The organism is Bradyrhizobium sediminis, assembly GCF_018736085.1.
GTDB classification, from domain to species: domain Bacteria; phylum Pseudomonadota; class Alphaproteobacteria; order Rhizobiales; family Xanthobacteraceae; genus Bradyrhizobium; species Bradyrhizobium sediminis.
Map to the genome: position 1 here is coordinate 236,344 of NZ_CP076134.1, position 21,844 is coordinate 258,187.

Below are 21,844 nucleotides of genomic sequence, written 5' to 3' on the forward strand. Positions count from 1 at the left end.
TTCGCGACTAATCCAGAATTTCGACCAGCCGGTGCAACGCCTCGGCTGTTGTTTCACTGTCCGCCACCAGTGCCAGGCGGATGTAGCCAGCGCCGGGATTGCTGCCGTCAGCCTGCTGGCGCGCCAGGTAGCTGCCGGGCACCACGCGCACGCCGGCGTCCTTGTAGAGCTTTACCGCCGTAGCTTCATCGCCGCCGCGCTCCGACACGTCGAGCCAGACGCAGAAGCCGCCCGCGGGTCTGACATAGCCGTAGCGATTGCCGAGAATCTGGTCGGCCAGATCGAACTTGATCCGGTAGAGCCTGCGATTCTCCTCGACATGCGCTTCGTCGCTATAGGCGGCGACCGCGACATGCTGCAGCGGCACCGGCACTTGCGGGGCCGCGACATTGCGCAGTTCGTGGAACATGCCGAGAAACTTCCTGTCGCCGGCGGCAAAGCCGACCCGCATGCCCGGCAGGTTGGAGCGCTTCGACAGCGACTGAAACGCCACGGCATTGGTGAAATCGGGCCCGGCGCATTCCAGCATGCTGCCGGGCGCTTTTTTGGTGTAGATTTCCGAATAGCACTCGTCGCTCAGGATCATGAAGCCGAAGCGGTCGGCAAGTTGCTTGAGGCGGCCGAAGTAGCCCGGTGTCGCCACCGCGCCTTGCGGATTGGCCGGCGAGGCGATGTAGATCGCAACGGTTCGCGCCAGCGTGGCGTCATCGAGCGCGTCGAGATCGGGCAGGAATCCGTTGGCGAGCGTGGTCGGCAGATAGATCGCCTCGCACCCCGCGGCGCGCGCGCCGGCGGCGTAAGCGGGATAAAACGGATTGGGGATCAGGATCGCGGGCCTGCCCTTGCGCTCGCCGACATAGCGCGCCGCGGTGAGCGCTGCGAAAAACAGGCCCTCGCGGCTGCCGTTCAGCACCAGAAGCTCGGTCTCGGGATCGATCGCCCGCGGCAGCTTGAACCGGGTGGAAAGCCAGGCCGCCGCCGCCCGGCGGAACGGCTCGATGCCCTTGGCGGTGGGGTAGCGGCCGAAATCGGCGATGTGTTTTGCGATGACAGGACCGACAAAGGCCGGGACCGGGTGCTGCGGCTCCCCTAATGATAGGGTTATCAATGGCTTAGCTGGCTGATAGGGGGCCAATAGCTCGGTCAGCCGCGCAAATGGCGAGCGTTCGCTTTCCTGACTGCCGGCGCCCTGCGGCGCGCGGGATGAAGCGGTCATTGCCATGGATGAAGCGCCAGCACTCTCGGGACAGCCGGCCGCATCTTAAGGACCGGCCGGAAACGGATCAAACCACCATAGATACGGCGAGGTTAAGACGCGATTAACCATCGGCGCCAGCGAGCATTTTGCCGATGATAGCCCCTGTTAATGAGGCACAATATTCCGGAGGCAGCATGATTGCTGCGAGTCGAGGCATTCTACTTTGCATGGGGTTGTTTTCGCGTTTTTGTAGAGGCCCTGCGGTAGGGGCCGCGCCGCGTCCGGGGCACCAGATCGTTGCTGCCTCTCAAGCAAAGGTCGTCATGCCCGGCCTTGTGCCGGGCATCCACGTCTTAGCTGCATCTAGGCAAGTAAGACGTGGATGGCCGGGACGAAGCCCGGCCATGACGGAAAGTGAATCATTTTCAACTGCTTAGGTACTGGGCTGTCACCTCAATCCTGCCCTCTAAAACTCATCAGGCGCCGGATCATCCGGATATTGGCATAGTCGACCATCTTGCCGTCGACCGTGACCGCGCCCTGCCCGTTCCGCTCCGCCTCCTCCAGCGCCGCGATGGCGCGCTCGGCGTAGGCGAGTTCCTCCTCTGAGGGGATGAAGGCATCGCGGGTCGGCTCGATCTGGCTCGGATGGATGACCTGCTTGCCGTCATACCCCATCGCGGCTGCCTTGGCCGCCGTCGATGCGGTAGCGACGGGATCGCGGAACGCGCCACAGGGACCGTCGATCGCGCGCAGTCCGAATGCCCGCGCAGCGACCAGCAGGCGCATCATCGGATAGGCGAACAAATCGAGCGGGACTGTGGGATGGCCGTCCGCAGCACTTCCGACATGGCGGTATCCCGACGGCGATGCGCCGATCTCCGCGCTGCGCGCCCCGATCGAGGCTGCGAAGTCGCCGACGCCAAGATGCAACGCGGTCACCAGCGGATCCGCCGCCGCCAGCATTTCGACATTGACGAGGCCGCGTGCGGTCTCGATCAGCAATTCCATCATGGCAGGCGCCGCGCGTGTTCCCGCGGCCTCCGTGATCCAGCGGGCGATCTTCGCCACGTCGGCGACCGACTCCGCCTTCGGAACGATGAAGGCGTCGAGCCGCTCCAGCCCGCCGAGGCGCGCGATCTCCTCCTGAATCGACGGGCTGTCGATCGCATTCAGCCTCACGGTTACGGTCTTTTGGCCCCAATCGTGAGCGGTCAATGCGTTTGCGGCCGCCTCCAGGGCTGCGGCCTTTTCGGCCGGCGGCACCGCGTCCTCGAGATCCATGAACACGGCGTCGGCGGCCGATGCGGCGGCGTTCTGCACCAGCCGCGCGCGATGGGCCGGAACGGCGAGAAAGGTTCGGGTCAGTCGCGGCGCGGTCATGTCCGGGAATTTTCCAATAGTCCGAGTTCGGTGAGGATGGCGTCGGTATGCTCGCCGACCGCGGGAATATCGCCCATCACGGGTTCGACGCCGGGAATGGTGATCGCGGGCAGAAAGCTCATCAGCGGTCCGTTCGGCGAGCCCACCCTGTGGACGCGGTCGCGGGCATGAAGCTGCGGATGGTGCAGGAAGCTTTCGACCGTATTCATGTTGGCGTTGGCAATGGCGGCGGCGTCGAGCCGCTGGATCACCTGCTCTGCCGAAAATTTCGCGAAATGCTGCTCGATCAGCGCCTCCAGCACATCACGATTCTGCATGCGCTGCGGATTGTCGCAAAAGCGCGGGTCGCCGGCGAGCGCCGCGTCCTCCAGCACCTGCGCGCACAGCGCCGTCCATTCGCGCGCGTTCTGAATGCCGAAGAACACCACATGGCCGTCGCCGCAGCGAAACGGGCCGTAGGGCGCGATGGTGGCGTGACGGGTGCCGGTGCGCACCAGCGGCTTGCCGGCGCCTTCGGTGTAATAGGCGGGATAGCTCATCCATTCGGTCATGGAATCGAACAGTGAGACCTCGAATGCCATGCCCTTGCCGGTGCGCTCGCGATTGAACAGCGCCATCAGCACGCCGTTGACGATGTACATGCCGGTCGCGGTGTCGACGACGGCGATGCCGCATTTGGCCGGCTGTTCCTCGGTGCCGTTGATCGACAGAAACCCCGCTTCGCACTGGACCAGGAGATCGTAGGCTTTCTTCTCGCCGTAGGGGCCGCCGCTGCCATATCCGGAGATGTCGCAGGCGATCAGGCGGGGAAAACGCTCCACCAGCGCCGCGGCATCGAGGCCGAGGCGTTTGGCCGCGCCCGGCGCCAGATTTTGCAGGAATACGTCCGCCTGCGGCAGCAGGGCATCGAGCACGCGCTTGCCTTCGCTGCTCTTGACGTCGAGCGCCAGGCTCTCTTTCGACCGGTTGGTCCAGGCGAACTGGCTCGACATCCCGTTCATCACGTAATCGTAGTCGCGGCAGAAATCGCCCTTGCCCGGCCGTTCGATCTTGATCACCCGCGCGCCCCAGTCGGCCAGATGGCGGCTGGCGAGCGGCGCCGCGATGGCCTGTTCGAGCGAGACGACGGTGATGCCGGACAAGGGCAGCTGTGGCGGTTTTCGGTTCATGGATGATCTCCGGCGCGCTAGGCGCAGTGGCCGACGGATCGCGCGAAATACGCGCTATCGTTTCGGCAGCCGCTCGAAGCTCGGCACCCCCTCGGGGATCTGGTGGAAGGCCTGCTTGTCGATGGTGTAGATCGCCATCTGCGGCGTACCAAACAGGCCGGGATCGTCGAGCGTGCCGACCTTGAGAACCACGCCGGGCAACCCCCGCGGCCGTGTCACGACATGGGTGCCGCATTCGGCGCAGAATTCGCGCGTCACGGGGCGTTCGAGGTCGCTGCGGGTAAATTGCCTGGGCGTGCCCTTGGTGTATTTGAAGCCGTCGATCGGCATCATGATGAAGGTGTTGGGCGAGCCGCCGGTGATATACTGGCATTCCCGGCAGTGGCACTGCGCCTTCATCATCGGTTCGCCCTCGGCCGCATAACGCAGTGCGCCGCAATAGCATCCGCCCTCGAGCTTCATGGCATTCCCCCTAGTGTTTGGCGGCGGCGCTGGCCGCGGCATTGTTGAGCACGATCAGGCCGTCCACGGCGACGCCGAGTTTGCCGTTGATCAGGAACGGATTGACGTCGATCGAAGCGATGCGGTTGCCGGCGTCCGCCATCAGGTTGGAGAGACCGACGAGGGCTTTCACCGCCGAGGCCTCGTGCAATGCGGGTTTGCCGCGATAACCCCCGATCTTCACGCCGGCCTTGGTCCGGTTGATCAATTGTCTTGCCTCGGCCGCATCCAGCGGCGCGCCGGCCAGTGCGACATCCTTCGTCAGCTCGATATCGACGCCGCCGGTGCCGAACAGCACCACCGGCCCCATTTCGGCGTCGAGCGAGGCCCCGATCACGAGTTCGAGGTCGGCCTTGACCTGCTGCGCTATCAGGATGCCTTCGAGCTTCGGCTTGCTTTTTAGTTTCTTCACCCGCGCCGTGATGTCGTTGAACGCCTTCTTCACCTCGGCCGCGCTGTTGAGGTTCAGCACCACGCCGCCAATGTCGGATTTGTGCAGGATGTCGGCGCTCACCACCTTTGCCACGACGGGAAAACCGATCTCTTTTGCGATCTTGACGGCTTCCGCCGCAGTCTGCGCGATCTCTTCCCTGGAGACCGGAATGCCGTAGGCTTTCAGGAGCTTCTTCGACGCCACCTCGTCGAGCGCCGCAGCGCCATTGGCGCTCTTCAGCGTCTTCTCCAGCACCGCGCGCGCCGAAGGTTTCGAACTCGACACGATATCGGGCACGACCTTGCGCAAGCCGGCATAGTCGATCAAGGCCTTGATCGCGCCGACCGCGCGGTCGAGACCCTGCATGACCGCGATATTCGGCAGCGATTTTCGCAGGCCCTTGGTGAATTCGGTAAAGCCGATCGACATCGTGCTGATGTAGACCACGGGCTTTGCGGCGGCGCCGGCCATTTCGTTGACGATGCGCAGATTGCGTTCGCGCAATTCGTGCGGCGCCTTGGGCAATTCGGCGTCGATGATCACGATGTCGGTGTCGGGGTCGTCGATCATGACCTTGATCGACGCCATATAGACCGAGGGATCCACCACCGCGGCAAAGCCGGCATCGAGCGGATTGCCGACGATGCTGCCGGGGCCGAGCATCTTCGCCAGTTTTTCGGTGGCGGTAGGGCTCAAGGGGGCGAAGTTCAAGCCTGCCGAATGGAACGCATCGATCAGAAGACCGCGCTTGCCGCCGGACAGCGACACGGCGGCGAGCCGATTGCTCTTCGGCGGTTCGGCGTGAACGAAGCATTCGGTGGTTTCGATCAGTTCGTCGAGGCCGCGGACGCGAATCACGCCTTCCCGGGTCGAGATGGCGTCGAACGTCTCGATCGAGCCGGCGAGTGCGCCGGTGTGGGCCATCGCGGCGGCGCGTCCGCCTTCGGAGGCGCCGAGCTTCAGGGCAATGACGGGTTTGCCCGCGGCGCGCGCGGCCTTGCAGGCTTCGCGAAACACCTTGGTGTTACGCACGCCCTCGAGATAGACCACGATCACGCGGATCGACGGATCGGCGGCGAAATAGCTCATGAGATCGGGCGTCTCGAGGCCGGTTTCGTTGCCGGTGGTGACCATGTAGCCGACCCCGACGCCGCGGTCCTCCAGCGCCTGGCGGATCGCCATCACGATCGCGCCGGATTGGCCGGCGATCGCCACCGGGCCGGCCTCCATCGTGACGATGCGGTCGTCGATGTTGGTGAACAGGTTCTCGCCCGCGCTGAGGTTGCCGAGGCAGTTCGGGCCGGTGACGGCGAGGCCGGTCTCCTTGACGGCCTGCTTCAGTTCGACCGCCAGCCGCTGGCTTTCCTCGTCCTGCAATTCGCTGAAGCCCGATGTGACGATGGTGGCCGAGCGCGCACCCGCGGCGGCGGCGTCGCGGATCACCTGCACCGCAAAACGCGCCGGCACCAGCACCAGTACATGGTCCGGTTTGTCCGGCAGGCTGGCGAAATCCTTGTAGCAGGGCACGCCCCAGATCGTTTCGCGCTTCGAATTGATTGGATATAGCCCGCCCGCGAACTTGTACTTGATCAGGTTGTTCCAGATCCGCTCGGCATAGTTGCCCGGCTTGTCGGTGGCGCCGACCAGGACGATGTTGCGCGGGTGCAGCATCGCATGAATGCTTTTCACGATGTCGCTGGCGCTAGCGGCGGGTGACCATTTGCCGGCCGAGCCGGACGCATTGCTGGCGTGGGCTTCCATAAGCGTTTCTCACCCTTTGATGCATTGTTGTTTTTGCGCGGGACGGAATTCTGCCCGCTGCGCCGGCAGTTGATCTGCCTTTGAACGGAGACGGAAACAAACAGTTCATTTCCTCCCGCGTCAACACGCGCTCGCCGGGTGCCCGGCTCGCATATTTGCCGGAACCCTTGGTTCTCGGCTTTGGCGCGATTTCCTCGACGGAACCGGCGATCGCCCCGCATCGAGCGCGGGCCAGCTTCGCTGCCAAAGCGCTTTCGACAAAAAGAAAGGGGCTCCAGCTTGCGCTGGAGCCCCTCAACGGTCGGGGCATTGCCGGGTATGTGCCCAAACCGTAGTTCTGGGCGCGACCTCGCGAGATCGCGCGCCCGGGAGACCTTACATGTTGTAGGCGCGTTCCGTGTGCTCGGTGATGTCGAGACCTTCGCGCTCCACCTCGACGGTGGCGCGTAGGCCGACGATCACATCGACGATCTTGAAGAGGACCGCCGAACCGATGCCCGACCACACCAGTGTGGTGCAGACGCCCCAGAGCTGCGAGGTCATCTGGGCGACCAGATCGTACTCCGCGATCTTGCCGATCGTGTAGTCCATGACGCCGGTGCCGCCGAGAGCCGGATTCACCAGGATGCCGGTGCCGAGTGCGCCGACGATGCCGCCGATGCAGTGGACGCCGAACACGTCGAGCGCGTCGTCGTAGCCGAGCGCGTTCTTGATCACGGTGCAGAAGAACAGGCAGACCACGCCGACCACCAGACCGAGCACGATCGCTCCCATCGGACCAGCGTAGCCGGCCGCGGGCGTGACCGCCACCAGTCCCGCCACCGCGCCCGACAATGCGCCGAGCAACGAGGGATGGCCCTTGATGATCCATTCCGCGAACATCCAGGCCAGCGCCGCCGCCGCAGTCGCGACGAACGAGTTGGTCATGGCGAGCGCGGCGCCGCCGGAGGCTTCGAGGTTGGACCCGGCGTTGAAGCCGAACCAGCCGACCCAGAGCAGCGAGGCGCCGATCATGGTCATGGTCAGCGAGTGCGGAGCCATCAGGTCCTTGCCGTAACCGGTGCGTTTGCCGATCAGGATCGCGCCGACGAGACCTGCGATACCGGCATTGATGTGCACCACGGTGCCGCCGGCAAAGTCGATTGCGCCCTTCTTGAAGATCCAGCCCTGGTCATCCCCGAAGGCGGTCTTCGCGGTTTCGAAGGCGGCCTGCGCGGCCGTCTTGGCAGCGCCGTCGGCTGCGGTTTCCACGGCCTTGAGCGCCGCAGAAATCGCGTCCGGTCCAGCCCAGTACCAAACCATGTGCGCGATCGGCAGATAGATCAGCGTGACCCAGAGCGGGACGAACAGCGCGACCGCTGCGAACTTCATGCGTTCGGCGAACGCGCCGACGATGAGGGCGGGCGTGATCGCCGCAAAGGTCATCTGGAAGCAGATATAGATCAGCTCCGAGATGTTGGCGTCGGCGGTGAAGGTCGCCGCCTGGGCGTCGAGAATCGTCTTGCCTTCCGGCGCGATCTTCAGGAAGGCCTTGGAGAAGCCGCCGATGAAGTCGGATCCGCCGGTGAAGGCGAGGCTGTAGCCATACAGCGCCCACAGGATGGTGACGATGCAGACGGTGTAGAACACCTGCGCCAGCACCGAGAGCATGTTCTTGGAGCGGACGAGGCCGCCGTAGAACAGCGCGAGGCCCGGGATCGTCATCAACAGCACCAGCACTGTCGACGTCAGCATCCAGGCATTGTCGCCCTTGTTGACGGTTGGCTCAGCGTAGGCAGCGGTCGCGGCGAACAGGCCGACTGCGAGGGCCGCCAATCCCGCGCTATAGAGACGTTTGAACGTCATTTGGTATACTCCTGATTGGATAAGGTTGAGCGCGAAATCAGAGTGCCGCGGCATCGGCCTCTCCCGTGCGGATACGAACCGCATGGTCGAGGTTGATGACGAAGATCTTGCCGTCGCCGATCTGTCCGGTCTTTGCCGCCGACGTGATGGCGTCGATGGTCTTGTCGACCTGGTCCGAGGCGACAGCGACCTCGATCTTGATCTTGGGCAGGAAGCTCACCGCGTATTCGGCACCGCGATAGATTTCCGTATGGCCTTTCTGCCGGCCATATCCCTTGACTTCCGTCACCGTTAAACCGTGAACGCCAATGGCGGTCAGGGCGTCACGGACTTCTTCGAGCTTGAATGGCTTGATGATCGCCATAACAATTTTCATGGGTCCTATCCCCGCTTGGGCCCGGTCCAGACACGACCGGGCGTTCTCGACTGAGGTTCACCACGCGGAGAAGTTCACTACGCGGGCACAGCCAGCCCCCATAGAATCAAATGCCGTGCCAGATCGGCGGCGTTCCCTAACGGATTATGAACGCGGACCTTTTCGCGCTTTGCGGGAATTGGTCCGACCTGCGCTATTCCGCCGCGCCCAAAGGCTAGTCATGCCTGATTAAGAACTGGGCATGACAGGCTCCCGACATAATGATGCCCACCGGGAGGGCAAATGGTCGGTAATTAGGTAAAGACGCCTATTGAAGCGCCTCGCCATGCTGCGAAATATCCAGGCCTTCCATTTCCTGCTGCAGTGAAACCCGCAGCGGCACGAAGGCGCCCACCAACTTGAGCAGGACGAAGGTAATGGCGCCCGACCATAGCAGCGTGACCGCCACGCCGTAGAACTGGATCAGCAATTGTTGTGGATTGCCCTCGAGCAGGCCGGATGTCCCGCCGATTGCCGTCGTCGCGAACACTCCTGCGAGCAACGTACCGGTCATTCCGCCGACGCCATGGACCCCGAACACATCGAGCGAATCGTCGTAATTGAAGCGCTGCTTGAGGCTGGTGCAGGCCCAGAAACAGAATAATCCGGCGATGATCCCGATGACGATGCCGTGCCAGGGCGCGACGAATCCGGAGGCCGGCGTGATCGTGCCCAATCCCGCCACCGCGCCGGAGATCATGCCGAGCACCGACGGTTTGCGCCGTGTCGACCATTCGATGGCGCCCCAGGTCAGCGCGCCGGCGCAGGCGGCAAGATGCGTCGCCGTGATCGCCATCACCGCGCGCGGACTGGCCGACAGCGCCGAGCCGCCATTGAAGCCGAACCAGCCGACCCACAGCATTCCGGTGCCGATCACCGCAAGCGACAGATCGAACGGAGCGAGATTCTCCGTGCCGTAGCCATGACGCCGGCCCATCACCTTGGCCGCGACCAATCCGCCGACGCCGGCGGAGAGATGCACCACGAGGCCACCGGCAAAATCCAGTACGCCCATGGTGGCGAGGAAGCCGCCGCCCCAGACCCAGTGCGCCAGCGGCACATAGACGAACATGAACCAGCCGACGGAAAACAACAGGTAGGCGGAAAACCGCATGCGGTCGGCCACCGCGCCCGCCACCAGCGCCACCGTAATGATCGCAAACGTCATCTGGTACAGCATGAACAGCGCTTCCGGGATCGTCTTGGCCGCCGGATTGACGTCGTCCATCTTCATGCCGGCGAGGAACCAGCGATCGAGCGTTCCGAGCCAGGGACCATCGCCGACGAACGCCAGCGAATAGCCGAACGCGACCCAGAGGACTGAGATGATCGCCACGGCGGCAAGGCTTTGCGCCATCGTCGCCAGCACGTTCTTCTTGCGCACCATGCCGGAGTAGAACAGCGCCAGGCCCGGGATGGTCATCATCAGCACCAGCGCGGTGGCTGCGATCATCCACGCGGTGTCGGCGGCGTTGATACCGGATGTTTCGGCAAGCGCCGGCGTCACCAGCGATGCGAACAATGTTGCGATCGAAAAAGTCGCCGCAGCGCGCGCCGCGTGACGTGACAGAACCCCCATGATGTTTCCCCGGCCTGTTATCAATATGCGGTGTCTTGGAGCACCGCCGTTTGCACGCAGTGAATGATTGTCAAAGTGCGTCGCTGTCGGTTTCACCGGTGCGGATGCGCAGCGCGTGATCGATCGGCGTCACGAAAATCTTGCCGTCACCGATCTGGCCGGTGCGAGCGGCCTGCGTGATCACGTCGACCGCCTTGTCCGCAAGCTCCGACGAGACCGCAATCTCGATGCGCAGCTTGGGCAGGAAGTTCACGACATATTCGGCGCCGCGGTAAATTTCAGTGTGGCCCTTCTGGCGGCCGTAGCCCTTGACCTCGGTCACCGTCATGCCGTGGACGCCGATGGCGGTCAGCGCCTGGCGGACCTCGTCCAGCTTGAACGGTTTGATAATCGCGACGACGAGTTTCATGGTCAGGCCTTATTCGCTCAATTTCGGCAGATGCGGCCGCCGGATGATTTGCGGTCGCCCAAATCTGGCATCTTTCTGTGCAACTGGCACAAAAAACTTGCAAGTGCCCGGGAAAACATTTGTGGCCGGACGCCAGCGTCCCTGTACAGGAGACCGGATCGTCCGCCAGAATGCTTTTTCCGGCGTTCGGGCCATTTGGCGCGCCGCTGCAGTAGCCACCCGGGGGAGATGATATGGCGGGCCGATCCTGGTTTTACGCATCCGAGGGCCAGCAGCAGGGTCCCTACCCCGAGATCCAGCTCCGCGAGTTCATCGCCAGAGGAACAATCACGGCGGACACGCTGGTCTGGACCGAGGGGATGGCCAATTGGCAGCGGGCGGGAGACGTTCCGGGCCTGGTATCCGGCGCCTCAGGGCCGCCGGTGATACCGCGTTCGGGCGGTCCTCTGACCGGCGCCGGCGGGTATAGCGGCGGGCCGCTTTCCATCGATTTCGGAATTTGGGACTTCGTCTGGCGCAGCCTGGTGCTCCTGATCGGTCTCATCCTCATTATCCCGGCCCCCTGGGCTCTGGTCTGGTACATCAACTGGTTCGTACCGTGCGTGCACGTGCCGGGACGCCCCAATCTCAGCTTCGTGGGCACGGCGATGACGATCGTTCCCTGGTATTTCGGGGCCTTGGTGCTCTTTATCGGCGTTGCTCTGATCGGCAGCGAGTTGCTCAACAATCTGATGTTCCTGGTTCAGATCGTTCTCTATTGGCTTTTCGTCAGATGGCTGGTCGCAAACCTTGCTTCCAACGAGCAGCCGCTCGGGCTCAGCTTCTCCGGCTCTTTCTGGGCCTATCTCGGATGGACTATCCTGGCGGGTATCTCCATCATCACCATCATCGGCTGGGCGTGGGTTTACACAGCCTCGCTGCGGTGGGTTTGCCGAAATATCCAGGGCACGCGGCGCGAAGTCGTATTCGTCGGCACCGGACTGGAGTTTCTGTGGCGTGCGATCGTGGCCGCAATCGCCAGCCTCTTCATCATCCCGATTCCATGGATGTATCTTTGGATGTCACGCTGGCTGGCGTCGCAGACCATCTTGGCTGAAAGAGGCACGCAGGTGAACGGCTGAGCGCTCACTTGCGCTGGCGCAGCGAGCCTTCCTGCGCGACGGAAGCCACCAGCGTGCCGTCCTGCTTGAAGATCATGCCGCGGGTCAGGCCGCGGCCGCCGCGCGCGCTCGGCGAATCCTGCGCGTAAAGCAGCCATTCGTCGGCGCGGAACGGGCGGTGAAACCACATCGCGTGATCGAGGCTCGCAGGCATCATGCGCTTGTCGAACAGCGTCCTTCCGTAGCGCGCCATCGCCGCATCCAGCAGCGAGAAGTCCGAGGCATAGGCCAGCGCGCACATGTGCAGCGCCGGATCGTCGGACAGTTTCGATGCGGTGCGGATCCAGACATTGATGCGGCCATCGTCGATTTTCTGGCCGAAATAGCGGCCGAGCTCGACCGGGCGCAGTTCGATCGGGCGGTCGGATTCGTAATAGCGGCGGATGAATTCCGGCATCTCGCGGAACATCGGCTGCTTGGCCACTTCCTCGGCGGTGAGTTTTTCCGGCGGCGGCACGTCCGGCATCTTGTCCTGGTGATCGAACGCCCCCTCCTCCTCGACATGGAACGAGACCATGATCGAGAAGATCGCGTTGCCATGCTGGATCGCGGTGACCCGGCGGGTCGAATAGCTCTTGCCGTCGCGCAAGCGCTCGACCTCGTAGATGATCGGGATCTGCGGGTCGCCCGGCAGAATGAAATAGCAGTGCAGCGAATGCGGCAGGCGGCCCTCGACGGTGCGGCACGCCGCCACCATCGCCTGGCCGATCACCTGTCCGCCGAACACCCGCTGCCAGCTCGTCTTCGGGCTGTTGCCGCGAAACATGTTCACCTCGATTGGTTCGAGATCGAGGACGGAAATCAGGTCAATCAGGCCTTTGGACATGGCGGCGCTTTCGGTTTCCACGTCATTCCGGGGCGAGGCAAAGCCTCGAACCCGGAATCCGGAGATGATAGTTGCGAGATTCCGGGTTTGCGCTCACGCGCGCCCCGGAATGACGACTGGAGGGCCAGGTACCCTTGTTTCTCCGCCCTGTTTCGCCCAGCTATAATCAGGTAGCAAGTATAGTTTCGTGACGCGAGTAAGCAGGTTCAGCATGACGGCACAGCGAAGTATTGTCATCGGCGGCGGCGCGTTCGCCGGGCTGGCGCTGGCGCTGGCGCTGCGCCAGGGTCTCGGCGCCGATATTCCCGTCATTGTCGCCGATCCGGCGCTGGGGCTAAGACCCAGCCGCGATCCGCGCGCTACCGCGATCGTCGCCGCCTGCCGCCGGCTGTTCGACGCGATCGGGGTCTGGGATGAGGTGGCCGACGGGGCTCAGCCGATAACCGACATGGTGGTCACCGATTCCAGGCTGGAAGACGCCACCCGGCCGGTGTTCCTGACCTTCGCCGGCCATGTCGAGCCGGGCGAGCCGTTCGCGCACATGGTCGAGAATCGCCATCTGATCGATGCGCTGGTGAAGCGCGCCGAGGCCGAGGGCATCGACCTCCGCGCTACCGCGGTGACGGGTTTCGATTCCCGCCCCGATAGCGTCGATGTGACGCTGGCCGACGGGAGCGTCATTGAGGCGAGCTTGCTGGTGGCCGCCGACGGCGCGCGATCGAAACTGCGCGAACGCGCAGGGATCGCCACCCATGGCTGGGACTACGACCAGTCCGGCATCGTCGTTACCGTCGGCCACGAGCGGGATCATCACGGTCGCGCCGAGGAACATTTCCTGCCCGCAGGACCGTTCGCAATCCTGCCACTGACGGGAAAGCGCTCGTCGCTGGTGTGGACCGAGAAGCGCGCGGAGGCTGCGCGCCTGGTCGCGCTGAGTGAGGACGAATTTCACGCCGAACTCGAGCAGCGCTTCGGCCTGCATCTCGGCGAGATCAAGGCGCTCGACAAGCCCAAAGCGTTTCCGCTCGGCTATTTCGTCGCGCGTTCCTTCATCGGCGAGCGGCTGGCACTGGTCGGCGACGCCGCGCATCTAATTCATCCGATCGCGGGGCAGGGTCTCAACATGGGCCTGAAGGATGTAGCAGCCTTGGCTGAAGTGGTCGTCGATGCCGCGCGGCTCGGCATGGATCTCGGACAAGCCGACGTGCTCGACCGCTACCAGCGCTGGCGGCGGTTCGACACCATGGCGATGGGGCTCGCCACCAATTCCCTGAATTTCCTGTTCTCGAACGAATCGACGCTGCTGCGCACGGTGCGCGATATCGGGCTTGGCCTCGTCGACCGCGCGCCGCCGCTGAAGAGCCTGTTCATCCGCCAGGCCGCTGGATTGTCAGGCGAAGTGCCGCGCCTGTTGAAGGGCGAGGCGTTATAACCGCGAATAGCGAATGGGGAGTAGCGAATAGAGGTTTCTCTATTCGCCATTCGCTACTCCCCATTCGCCTGTTTCCTCACTCGATCTTCCTCGCCTCTTCCGGCAGCATGATCGGGATGCCGTCGCGGATCGGGTAAGCGAGTTTGGCCGAACGCGAGATCAGCTCCTGCTTCGCCGCGTCGAACTCCAGCGGGCCCTTGGTCAGCGGGCACACCAGGATCTCCAGCAATTTGGGATCGACGGTGGATTCAAGGCGTTCGGACGAGGATGTCATGAACTGGTCTCCGGCTTGGTCTTTCCGATCCCTTAGCATACTGGCCCGAAACGGGTAGCCGCGCCGCGCTATCGCGAGGCGAACCGGACCAGTTCGTCGAGCACCGCCGACTGTCCTGCCGGCGGCAGCGGCTGATCCGACAGCGCAAAACCCAAAAACGCCCAATAGAGAATTTGGGCACGGGCGCGGGCGGCTTCGTCGGCCAGCCCCGATCTCCTGAGCAGGCTTTCCACATAATCCAGCCGGCGGCGATCGATGGCCTGCACGGCCGCGCGGGCCTTGGGGTCGATCGCGGCCCAGGTGCGGACCGCCTTCTCCAGTGCCGGCTTGTTGCTGAACGTCCGGCGGAGCAGCAAGGCCAAAGGGTCATCGTCCTCGGCCGAAGCATCGAGGCTGGCAATGATTTGCTCGGCGGAGACCTCGCGCCAATATTTGAGGATAGCGGCGTGGTAGGCGGCGATATCGGCGAAGTGCCAGTAGAAGCTGCCGCGCGAAACCCCCATCGCCTTCGCCAGCGGCTCGGCCTTCAGTGCCGTGAAGCCGCTCTTCGCCAGCGTTTTCAGACCCTGATCGAGCCAGTCTTTTGCCGAAAGTTGATCGGTCATGTCCCCATCCTGCGACATCTCACCATACACCAGTGTATTGACAGGCGCCAGCGCGCCCGGCATATCTTCCATACAGTTATGTATGGAGGATGATCCGATGCGCGACCTCTTGTTGCAATGTTCCGGCGTCGCCGCGATCGCGGTGGCGCTGATCCACGGCGTGCTCGGCGAAACCAGAATATTCGCAGCTGCCGGCAATACGACGATCGAGCCCCGGGGGCTGCGGACCCTGCTCCGGCTGGTCTGGCAGGCCGGCACGGTGGCGTGGATCGGCGGCGGTGTGTTGCTGATCGCCGCACCCGGGATGGCGTCGGAGCCGGCGCGGCACTGGATCGTGGTGACGATGGCCGTGGTGTTCGGCTTTGGCGCGCTGGCCAACGCCTGGGCCAAGCGCGGCCGCCATTTCGGCTGGGTGGCGTTGAGCGCGGTGGTCGCGTTGGCCGTGGCGGGGTATTGAATTTCTATGCCGTCATTCCGGGGCGCGCGAAGCGCGAACCTCAGATGTGCAATTGCACATCGGGGAATCTCGTCCCGATAACTTCTGGATTCCGGGTCCACGCGAAGACGCGTGTCCCGGAATGACGACGCTATAGCGCTACTGCAACCCGGTATCGCCGCTGGTGCGCTTCTTGGCGAGGTCCATTTCGGTGACCGCGATCAGGATCTCGGCGCGGGTCTTGAGATCGGGCGCTTCCAGCATCGCCTGCTTTTCCGGCGGACCGTAGGGCGACATCATCGCCAGCGCGTTGACCAGCGCCTCGTTGGGCGCGCTTTCGACGCCTTCCCAGTCGACCTTGAGATTGTTGGCCTTGAGAAAATCGGTCAGCACCGCGAGCAAGGCCTCGCGGTCGACGGCCTCCTCGCCCTTGCGGGCGGTGAAATCGTCGATGTAGGGGAAATAATCCACCTTGCATTGCCGGTACGGCGTCAGAACCGTCATTTCCTCGATCACCTTGAAACGCGCGATGCCGGTGAGTTCGAGGATGTAACGGCCGTCGCCGGATTCGGCGAGCTGGGTGATGCGCCCGACGCAGCCGACGCGGAACAGCACCGGCTTCGCTTCGCTATAGGTGTGGGATGCGTCCGGCTGGATCATTCCGATCAGCCGGTGGCCGTCGCGCAGCGCGTCATCCACCATCGCCAGATAGCGCGGCTCGAAGATGTTGAGCGGCATCTGGCCGCGCGGCAGCAAGAGGGCGCCGGGCAGCGGAAACACCGGAATTATCTCGGGAAGGTCGCCGGGCCCGCGATATTCGGCATTGATCGGCATTTGCGGTCCCGGTGCTAAAGCATGAGATCTTTACGAAAAAAGGACGGTCGACAGCCGCTTCCGCCCTTCGACCGTGGCTTCATCGGTGGGGCCCCACGCCTCGAAGAACTGAACCAGCTGCTTGCGCGCGCCGTCCTCGTTCCATTTGCGGTCACGCTTGACGATTTCGAGCAGCTGGCCGGTGGCCTCGGCACGCTTGCCCGAGGCATTGAGCGCGGTCGCCAGATCGAATCGCGCCTGATGATCGAGCGGGTTTGCGGCGACTTTCTGTTCGAGCTCGGTCACCGGGCCGACCGCCTTGGCCTGCTCGGCGAGATCGATCGACGCCTGCACCGCCTTGACCGCCGCGTCGTTGCGCTTCGATTCCGGCACCATGGCGATGGTCTGCTTGGCCTGCTCGATCGCTCCGGTCGTGACGTAGCATTTCGCAAGCCCCGCAAGTGCTGCGATATTGGTGGCGTCCGCCGCCAGCACCTCGGCATAGATCTGCGCCGCGGTCGCCGCATCGCCTTCGGCGAGAACGGCCTCGGCTTCCTTGAGGATTTCCGCGATATTGGGTTCGCCGGCGCCTGGCATGCCCTTGGTCAGCTTGTCGATGAAGGCCGTGACCTGGCTTTCCGGGACCGCGCCCATGAAACCGTCGGCGGGCTGGCCGTTGACGAAGGCGATCACCGCCGGGATCGACTGAATCCCCATCTGGCCGGGGATCGCCGGATGCTCGTCGATGTTCATCTTCACCAGCTTGACCTTGCCCTTGGCGGCGCGGACCGCTTTCTCGATGATCGGGGTGAGCTGGCGGCAGGGGCCGCACCACGGCGCCCAGAAGTCGATCAGCACCGGCTGGCGCTTCGATTCCTCGATGACGTCCTTCACGAAGGTCTGGGTGGTGGTCTCCTTGATCAGATCGGGCGCCGCCTGCGGCGCCGGTCCGCTGCCCTGCTCTATTATTGTCACGGGATCCTCGTCTGATGTCTTTTTCGGATTGGGGGTGTTCTAGCACGGTCTGCGCCCTAATTGGCCCCTGAACGGCCGATTTGCAATCGGCGGAACCCGGACCCCAGGCTTTCGGGCTGAAATGTCGCGAATCGGCGTCGATCGGACGTGATCCGGCCGATTCCGGGGATTGCGTGGACTGTTGCATTCGGGGGCCGCATTTGGCATAGGTCTGCCCGTTGCCGGCGAGCGATCGCCGCCAATCTCTCGGATGCGGGTGTAGCTCAGTGGTAGAGCACGACCTTGCCAAGGTCGGGGTCGAGGGTTCGAATCCCTTCGCCCGCTCCAAGATTTTCAATGGCTTAGCCCTGCGAGCATTCGCAGGGCTTTGGGCCTAGCTAGCGGAAACTCTCGCATCCGTTCTTCCGCGTGGCACTAGGTAGGCATTGATCGGCAGAGCGGATAAGCAATCACGCCTCCCGAAAATCCCGCGATCACCGTGCCGAAATCAACGTGACGGGATCGGCTATTTAAGGCTTCGGAGGCTTCTTGAGCCGCCGAGGTTCCCGGTCATCCCTGCTCTTCAGCGGCGCTGGCGATCCTTTGGCCGGATCCGGGCAGGCTAACGCCCATTCAAGCCATCGGACTTGCTTTTCCCGCTCTACGAGCAACCTGACCACCTCCGATCGAGGTAGTCCAAATTTCTCGGCGTATTTCTGGAGCCAAAGCTTTGTATCGGAATGTAAATAAGCTGTGATTTGCGGTCGCATGTGGGCTCCTTTCAGAGTCGATCAGACTCTCCATGTGCTACGATTCTCAGGCCTTCATAAAATGATTAGTTGCTGTTGATTCGTCGTTGCTTGGATTTGCCAGCGAAGATGAGCTACAAATTAGATGGGACAGTCCGTGCTTGCGCTCAATGAAGTCTCATCAGAGCTGTCAGGAGAGGCTCGCGGCTTAGCGCATCCGCGAAAGAAAGGGATCAAAGGTCGCACAAGTCGATTACTCGACGGCCAGCTGACCCCGTCACTTGCTGATCCAAGTCGTGTGATATTCTTGGATGTTGAGACCACCGGCCTCAGCTGGTTCTACGATGAGTTAACGCTCGTCGGATGGGCATGTAACGGCGCTTACAAAGTTTGTCTCAGGGGCGATGATCCCCAGCCATTAATCCGCGCGCTCTCGTCGGCACAAACATTAGTAACCTTCAATGGGACGCTTTTCGATCTAAAGTTTATTAGAAAGTCCTTTGGGGAAATCGCTCTTCCCCCGCTTCATATTGACTTGAGATATCTTTCGCGACGCGTGGGCCTTGTGGGCGGCCAAAAAAGCATCGAACGAGAGCTGGGCATTTCCGCTCGCACTGGTGTTGAAAAGATAGACGGCGCTGCAGCCGTGATGCTTTGGCATGCTTATTCTCGGGGAGATGTGCAGGCGCTTCAAACGTTGATCGACTATAATCGGCGCGACGTACTTGCGATGTGCGGAATCCTGGATAGCGTTCTCGATCGCCTGGATATCCATCCCGATCTTCTTCTTAGCTATCCGCGGTTTGCAGAAACCGCATCAATCTCGCTGTCAGCGCCTCTAGCCGCGATTGCACCTGAGCGACGTAATTTGGAACGCCCATTGCACAGCTTTGAAAAGTTATTCAAAGGAACCGCAGCTGAGCGTGCCAAGATCGTCGGGATCGACCTGACGGGATCTGAAAGGCGAGCGTCCGGTTTTTGCCTTTTGGAGGGCAGTAATGCGGAGACGAGTTTGGTTCATAGCGATCAGGAGATGATAGATCGCGTGATGTTGGCGCGTCCCCATCTTGTTTCGATCGATTCGCCCCTTTCGTTGCCGTTTGGGAGAACGAGTGTCAGAGACGACGACACGGGCAGAGTTGAATTCGGCATCATGCGAAAATCGGAGCGAGAGCTCAAACGCCGTGGGATAAATGTTTATCCTTGCTTGCTGCCGAGCATGCAGGCTTTGACCCAACGTGGGATGCTTCTCGCGGACCGACTACGTTTGGCCGGGATTCCCGTTATCGAAAGCTATCCGGGGGCTGCTCAGGATATCATGGGCATCCCTCGAAAAGGAGCCAGCGAGAAGTATCTCAAGCAAGGCCTTTCTGAGTTTGGTATCCATGGCTCGTTCGAGGAAAATGATGTCAGCCACGACGAGCTTGACGCAATAACGTCCGCGGTCGTCGGCTCATTCTTCCTGTCAGGCCGGTTTGAGGCTTTGCGTGGCCCCTCTGAGGGTGCTTTAATCATTCCGGACCTCAAATCTGATGGACCGGTCGGAATGGTGGTTGGCATTAGTGGCAGAATCTCCGCGGGTAAGACATCAACTGCGCGCTTCCTAGAGAAGCGAGGGTTCGCCTATACGCGGTATAGTCTAGTGATTGATGATGAAATCACTGCTCGAGGAGAGATTCCCAATCGAGCATCACGACAACGAGTCGGAAACGAAATCCACAAAACCAGAGGCCAGCGATGGCTGTCAGAAAAAGCGCTGGAACGAGTTGATGGTCAGGAATTTATTGTAATTGATGGGCTGAGATTCCCAGAGGATCACACCTATCTTCTTGAGCGGTATGGTCCAAAATTTGTTCACTTGCATATTGCGGCAAATACACAGACTCGTGCAACGCGATATTACAAAATTGAAGGTGGAGGCTTGCCGTTTGAAGTCGTCGACCGCCAGCCGGTGGAATCCAACATTGACGACCTCAGTAGACTTGCATCGAATACGATCGAAAATGATTCTTCGATTGAAGAGCTTGAGCGCCTAGTGATCGAGTATGTTGAAACCTTGAAGCATGGACACCTCTGCAAATGCCGATCTCAGTAGTCGTGGGCGGGCAATTTGGGTCCGAGGGAAAGGGTAAGGTCGCCTTCGAGATCGCGCGCAAGCAAAACGCCGCAATAGTAGTACGGGTAGGGGGCACCAATTCCGGCCACACCGCAGTCGACGAGGCAGGTAGAACGTGGGCGCTACGACAGTTACCTGCATCTATTCTCGCTCGTCAGACAATGGCGATATTGCCCGCGGGCGCGATAATTGACCCTGAAATCCTTCGGAAAGAGCTCGACGAACTTAAGCTCGATGCGAACCGGATCCTCGTCAGCCCTTACGCGACAATCATTGCGCCGGAGGATAAGCAAGCCGAGCGCCATTCAGGATTGATTTCTCAGATTGGCTCGACGGGATCCGGAACCGGCGCGGCTCTGATCCGACGCATGGGCCGGCAGCAGAATGTTGTGCTGGCCAAAGACCATCCAGCCATCGCTCCGTTTATCGGAGATACCGATACGGTCATGCGCGAGGCCCTTAATCAGAATCGCTGGATTGTCATTGAGGGCTCGCAAGGTTTTGGTCTCTCGATCCTCCACGGCGGCTTCTATCCGAAGGCTACGAGCCGCGACACAACCGCAGGTACATTTCTTGGTGAAGCCGGATTGAGCCCACGCGATGTGGGCCAAATCACCCTCGTGATTCGGACATTCCCAATCCGCGTGTCGGGAGATTCAGGACCTTTGAGAAATGAGACGAGTTGGACTGAAGTCGCTAAAACTGCCGGCTTGCCGGAGGATTATTGCGAACTGACAACTGCAACCAGGAAGGTCAGGCGTGTCGGTACGTTCGATGCGGATCTCGTCAAGCGCGCGATAACCATTAACAATCCCACGCATATTGTGCTGAACCACTTCGACTATATCGATAGCGGCGTTCGAAATCATAAATTTGCGGTAGGCGCACTATCCGCATTGAGGAATATTGAGACCGCAATTGGCCGTCGGATCGACTTCTTGGGCACGAGTCCATCACATCTCGTGCCTCGCGAGAATTTAGGAAATAGCGGATACTTATCCGATCTCGAAAAATCCACTCCAACCTGACATCTTCACTCGATGTGTTGCAACTGCAAGCGCGGAGGTATGATCCTTCTGTCCAATGAGCCAGAAATGCCGGCACGAACCCCGGCGAAATAGAAAGTGTAGGCTTATAGCGGCATCGGGAAAATTTGCCGAAAATTTCTCCCGGAGAATCTCCGTTTGCCGTTGAACTGAGGCCGTCCGATTTAGGTGATGGTAGACAATTATCGACTGCCCGCGCCGCCAAAATGGGGCAAGCTCATTCCAAAAAATGTACTTTCCAGCTTTAGGAGCGTGGCGAAGCACCGATGCAGTCTCAATCCCATTGTCGGGGTCAAAGAACACAAGGTTGCAAGCAGCAGTGGAGTCGAGGGCCTTCGAAAGCCATTTGTTTCTATAAGCGATCCTTTGATGTGAAGACTGGCCTTGAGAGTGTGGTTCTGAGATCGGCGAAGAAAAATATGTGGTTGAAGATGGAAATATCCGGGCTCGGTTAATGGAGTTAACAGAGCGACGGCCTGACAAAACGATCCTGGCAAGCTTGTCATGCAACGCGGGATCCAAAGTTCGGAATTCGTTGCTTTGTAGATAACTGATATGACGTCCGTCCGAATTGTGATCTTCATCACTAAACAGGCACCAAACAAGGCCCAGCTTAAATACACCCTCGCTTAGGAGAAGTCGCAGCAGTCCGTATTTTGCGAAGTCCCCCACATCGCCAACGTAACGGTTCTGCATTCGAGCTTTCCCTAGTCCAGGAGCAAGACGACTACGATGGATCG

20 protein-coding genes and 1 tRNA gene are annotated in these 21,844 nt (G+C 61.5%); 6 read left to right on the top strand and 15 right to left on the bottom strand.

Annotated features, from left to right (window positions below; all coding sequences use genetic code 11):
• Window positions 1-7: 7 nt before the first annotated feature.
• The 9 genes from KMZ29_RS01160 to KMZ29_RS01200 all read right to left on the bottom strand — a co-directional run bounded on the left by KMZ29_RS01160 (window position 8) and on the right by KMZ29_RS01200 (window position 10,693).
• Window positions 8-1,222: an aminotransferase class I/II-fold pyridoxal phosphate-dependent enzyme gene (locus tag KMZ29_RS01160; RefSeq protein ID WP_215622111.1), complete on the bottom strand. Its 1,215-nt coding sequence runs from the start codon at window positions 1,220-1,222 to the stop codon at window positions 8-10.
• Between the two features lie 429 nt (window positions 1,223-1,651).
• The gene (locus KMZ29_RS01165; protein ID WP_215622112.1) at window positions 1,652-2,581 is read right to left on the bottom strand and encodes an HpcH/HpaI aldolase/citrate lyase family protein; all 930 of its coding nucleotides are present in this window, start codon (window positions 2,579-2,581) and stop codon (window positions 1,652-1,654) included.
• Window positions 2,578-3,750, bottom strand: coding sequence for a CaiB/BaiF CoA transferase family protein (locus tag KMZ29_RS01170; RefSeq protein WP_215622113.1), 1,173 nt, complete (start codon window positions 3,748-3,750; stop codon window positions 2,578-2,580). Before KMZ29_RS01170 ends, KMZ29_RS01165 begins: the two co-directional genes overlap by 4 nt.
• 54 nt (window positions 3,751-3,804) lie before the next feature.
• Window positions 3,805-4,212: a GFA family protein gene (locus KMZ29_RS01175; protein WP_215622114.1), complete on the bottom strand. Its 408-nt coding sequence runs from the start codon at window positions 4,210-4,212 to the stop codon at window positions 3,805-3,807.
• Between the two features lie 10 nt (window positions 4,213-4,222).
• Window positions 4,223-6,445 carry an acetate--CoA ligase family protein gene (locus KMZ29_RS01180; RefSeq protein WP_215622115.1) on the bottom strand — a complete coding sequence of 741 codons (2,223 nt, stop codon included), beginning with the start codon at window positions 6,443-6,445 and terminating at the stop codon, window positions 4,223-4,225.
• Window positions 6,446-6,820: 375 nt separating this feature from the next.
• Entirely contained in the window at window positions 6,821-8,290 is a 1,470-nt protein-coding gene (locus KMZ29_RS01185) for an ammonium transporter (protein ID WP_215622116.1), read from the bottom strand.
• Window positions 8,291-8,327: 37 nt separating this feature from the next.
• Complete coding sequence (locus KMZ29_RS01190; RefSeq protein WP_008142813.1) at window positions 8,328-8,666, bottom strand: P-II family nitrogen regulator; 339 nt, start codon at window positions 8,664-8,666, stop codon at window positions 8,328-8,330.
• Window positions 8,667-8,973: 307 nt separating this feature from the next.
• Window positions 8,974-10,284: an ammonium transporter gene (locus tag KMZ29_RS01195; RefSeq protein WP_215622117.1), complete on the bottom strand. Its 1,311-nt coding sequence runs from the start codon at window positions 10,282-10,284 to the stop codon at window positions 8,974-8,976.
• A gap of 70 nt (window positions 10,285-10,354) precedes the next feature.
• Window positions 10,355-10,693: a P-II family nitrogen regulator gene (locus KMZ29_RS01200; RefSeq protein ID WP_215622118.1), complete on the bottom strand. Its 339-nt coding sequence runs from the start codon at window positions 10,691-10,693 to the stop codon at window positions 10,355-10,357.
• 233 nt (window positions 10,694-10,926) lie between these two features.
• Between KMZ29_RS01200 and KMZ29_RS01205 the strand changes: the two genes are divergently transcribed.
• Window positions 10,927-11,814 (top strand): DUF4339 domain-containing protein, encoded by an 888-nt coding sequence (locus KMZ29_RS01205; RefSeq protein WP_215622119.1) that lies wholly within the window; start codon window positions 10,927-10,929, stop codon window positions 11,812-11,814.
• 4 nt (window positions 11,815-11,818) lie between these two features.
• Here KMZ29_RS01205 and tesB read toward each other — a convergent pair whose 3' ends face one another.
• A complete protein-coding gene (tesB, locus tag KMZ29_RS01210) occupies window positions 11,819-12,679 on the bottom strand; it encodes an acyl-CoA thioesterase II (RefSeq protein WP_215622120.1) in 861 nt (286 codons plus the stop codon).
• 211 nt (window positions 12,680-12,890) lie between these two features.
• Here tesB and KMZ29_RS01215 point away from each other — a divergent pair, with 211 nt between their 5' ends.
• Window positions 12,891-14,111, top strand: a complete 1,221-nt coding sequence (locus tag KMZ29_RS01215; protein ID WP_215622121.1) for a ubiquinone biosynthesis hydroxylase — start codon at window positions 12,891-12,893, stop codon at window positions 14,109-14,111.
• Window positions 14,112-14,187: 76 nt separating this feature from the next.
• On the opposite strand, the gene KMZ29_RS01220 is transcribed toward KMZ29_RS01215, so the two are convergent.
• Together KMZ29_RS01220 and KMZ29_RS01225 are read right to left on the bottom strand one after the other, a co-directional pair.
• Complete coding sequence (locus tag KMZ29_RS01220; RefSeq protein ID WP_215622122.1) at window positions 14,188-14,385, bottom strand: Trm112 family protein; 198 nt, start codon at window positions 14,383-14,385, stop codon at window positions 14,188-14,190.
• Window positions 14,386-14,453: 68 nt separating this feature from the next.
• Window positions 14,454-14,990: a TetR/AcrR family transcriptional regulator gene (locus KMZ29_RS01225; RefSeq protein ID WP_215624090.1), complete on the bottom strand. Its 537-nt coding sequence runs from the start codon at window positions 14,988-14,990 to the stop codon at window positions 14,454-14,456.
• Between the two features lie 97 nt (window positions 14,991-15,087).
• On the opposite strand from KMZ29_RS01225, the gene KMZ29_RS01230 reads away from it, so the two are divergent.
• Window positions 15,088-15,447 carry a hypothetical protein gene (locus KMZ29_RS01230; RefSeq protein WP_215622123.1) on the top strand — a complete coding sequence of 120 codons (360 nt, stop codon included), beginning with the start codon at window positions 15,088-15,090 and terminating at the stop codon, window positions 15,445-15,447.
• Window positions 15,448-15,585: 138 nt separating this feature from the next.
• Here KMZ29_RS01230 and KMZ29_RS01235 read toward each other — a convergent pair whose 3' ends face one another.
• On the bottom strand, window positions 15,586-16,260 hold the full coding sequence (locus tag KMZ29_RS01235) for an LON peptidase substrate-binding domain-containing protein (RefSeq protein WP_215622124.1): 675 nt from the start codon (window positions 16,258-16,260) through the stop codon (window positions 15,586-15,588).
• Window positions 16,261-16,290: 30 nt separating this feature from the next.
• Window positions 16,291-17,214 (bottom strand): thioredoxin, encoded by a 924-nt coding sequence (trxA, locus tag KMZ29_RS01240; RefSeq protein ID WP_215622125.1) that lies wholly within the window; start codon window positions 17,212-17,214, stop codon window positions 16,291-16,293.
• A gap of 252 nt (window positions 17,215-17,466) precedes the next feature.
• On the opposite strand from trxA, the gene KMZ29_RS01245 reads away from it, so the two are divergent.
• The 3 genes from KMZ29_RS01245 (at window position 17,467) to KMZ29_RS01255 (ending at window position 21,086) form a co-directional block, all read left to right on the top strand.
• Window positions 17,467-17,541, top strand: a tRNA-Gly gene (locus tag KMZ29_RS01245).
• Between the two features lie 546 nt (window positions 17,542-18,087).
• A complete protein-coding gene (locus KMZ29_RS01250) occupies window positions 18,088-20,037 on the top strand; it encodes a ribonuclease H-like domain-containing protein (protein WP_215622126.1) in 1,950 nt (649 codons plus the stop codon).
• Entirely contained in the window at window positions 20,022-21,086 is a 1,065-nt protein-coding gene (locus tag KMZ29_RS01255) for an adenylosuccinate synthetase (RefSeq protein ID WP_215622127.1), read from the top strand. The genes KMZ29_RS01250 and KMZ29_RS01255 overlap by 16 nt, the downstream gene beginning before the upstream one ends.
• On the opposite strand, the gene KMZ29_RS01260 is transcribed toward KMZ29_RS01255, so the two are convergent.
• Window positions 21,054-21,800 carry a hypothetical protein gene (locus tag KMZ29_RS01260; protein WP_215622128.1) on the bottom strand — a complete coding sequence of 249 codons (747 nt, stop codon included), beginning with the start codon at window positions 21,798-21,800 and terminating at the stop codon, window positions 21,054-21,056. The two genes, KMZ29_RS01255 and KMZ29_RS01260, sit on opposite strands and share 33 nt — an antisense overlap.
• Window positions 21,801-21,844 lie beyond the last annotated feature (44 nt).

What these genes read in the sequence shown, in the direction of transcription:
- KMZ29_RS01160 (WP_215622111.1), bottom strand. Translation starts at nt 1,222, where the DNA reads ATGGCAATGACCGCTTCATCCCGCGCGCCGCAGGGCGCCGGCAGTCAG.
- KMZ29_RS01165 (WP_215622112.1), bottom strand. Translation starts at nt 2,581, where the DNA reads ATGACCGCGCCGCGACTGACCCGAACCTTTCTCGCCGTTCCGGCCCAT.
- KMZ29_RS01170 (WP_215622113.1), bottom strand. Translation starts at nt 3,750, where the DNA reads ATGAACCGAAAACCGCCACAGCTGCCCTTGTCCGGCATCACCGTCGTC.
- KMZ29_RS01175 (WP_215622114.1), bottom strand. Translation starts at nt 4,212, where the DNA reads ATGAAGCTCGAGGGCGGATGCTATTGCGGCGCACTGCGTTATGCGGCC.
- KMZ29_RS01180 (WP_215622115.1), bottom strand. Translation starts at nt 6,445, where the DNA reads ATGGAAGCCCACGCCAGCAATGCGTCCGGCTCGGCCGGCAAATGGTCA.
- KMZ29_RS01185 (WP_215622116.1), bottom strand. Translation starts at nt 8,290, where the DNA reads ATGACGTTCAAACGTCTCTATAGCGCGGGATTGGCGGCCCTCGCAGTC.
- KMZ29_RS01190 (WP_008142813.1), bottom strand. Translation starts at nt 8,666, where the DNA reads ATGAAAATTGTTATGGCGATCATCAAGCCATTCAAGCTCGAAGAAGTC.
- KMZ29_RS01195 (WP_215622117.1), bottom strand. Translation starts at nt 10,284, where the DNA reads ATGGGGGTTCTGTCACGTCACGCGGCGCGCGCTGCGGCGACTTTTTCG.
- KMZ29_RS01200 (WP_215622118.1), bottom strand. Translation starts at nt 10,693, where the DNA reads ATGAAACTCGTCGTCGCGATTATCAAACCGTTCAAGCTGGACGAGGTC.
- KMZ29_RS01205 (WP_215622119.1), top strand. Translation starts at nt 10,927, where the DNA reads ATGGCGGGCCGATCCTGGTTTTACGCATCCGAGGGCCAGCAGCAGGGT.
- tesB (WP_215622120.1), bottom strand. Translation starts at nt 12,679, where the DNA reads ATGTCCAAAGGCCTGATTGACCTGATTTCCGTCCTCGATCTCGAACCA.
- KMZ29_RS01215 (WP_215622121.1), top strand. Translation starts at nt 12,891, where the DNA reads ATGACGGCACAGCGAAGTATTGTCATCGGCGGCGGCGCGTTCGCCGGG.
- KMZ29_RS01220 (WP_215622122.1), bottom strand. Translation starts at nt 14,385, where the DNA reads ATGACATCCTCGTCCGAACGCCTTGAATCCACCGTCGATCCCAAATTG.
- KMZ29_RS01225 (WP_215624090.1), bottom strand. Translation starts at nt 14,990, where the DNA reads ATGACCGATCAACTTTCGGCAAAAGACTGGCTCGATCAGGGTCTGAAA.
- KMZ29_RS01230 (WP_215622123.1), top strand. Translation starts at nt 15,088, where the DNA reads ATGCGCGACCTCTTGTTGCAATGTTCCGGCGTCGCCGCGATCGCGGTG.
- KMZ29_RS01235 (WP_215622124.1), bottom strand. Translation starts at nt 16,260, where the DNA reads ATGCCGATCAATGCCGAATATCGCGGGCCCGGCGACCTTCCCGAGATA.
- KMZ29_RS01250 (WP_215622126.1), top strand. Translation starts at nt 18,088, where the DNA reads ATGGGACAGTCCGTGCTTGCGCTCAATGAAGTCTCATCAGAGCTGTCA.
- KMZ29_RS01255 (WP_215622127.1), top strand. Translation starts at nt 20,022, where the DNA reads ATGCCGATCTCAGTAGTCGTGGGCGGGCAATTTGGGTCCGAGGGAAAG.
- KMZ29_RS01260 (WP_215622128.1), bottom strand. Translation starts at nt 21,800, where the DNA reads ATGCAGAACCGTTACGTTGGCGATGTGGGGGACTTCGCAAAATACGGA.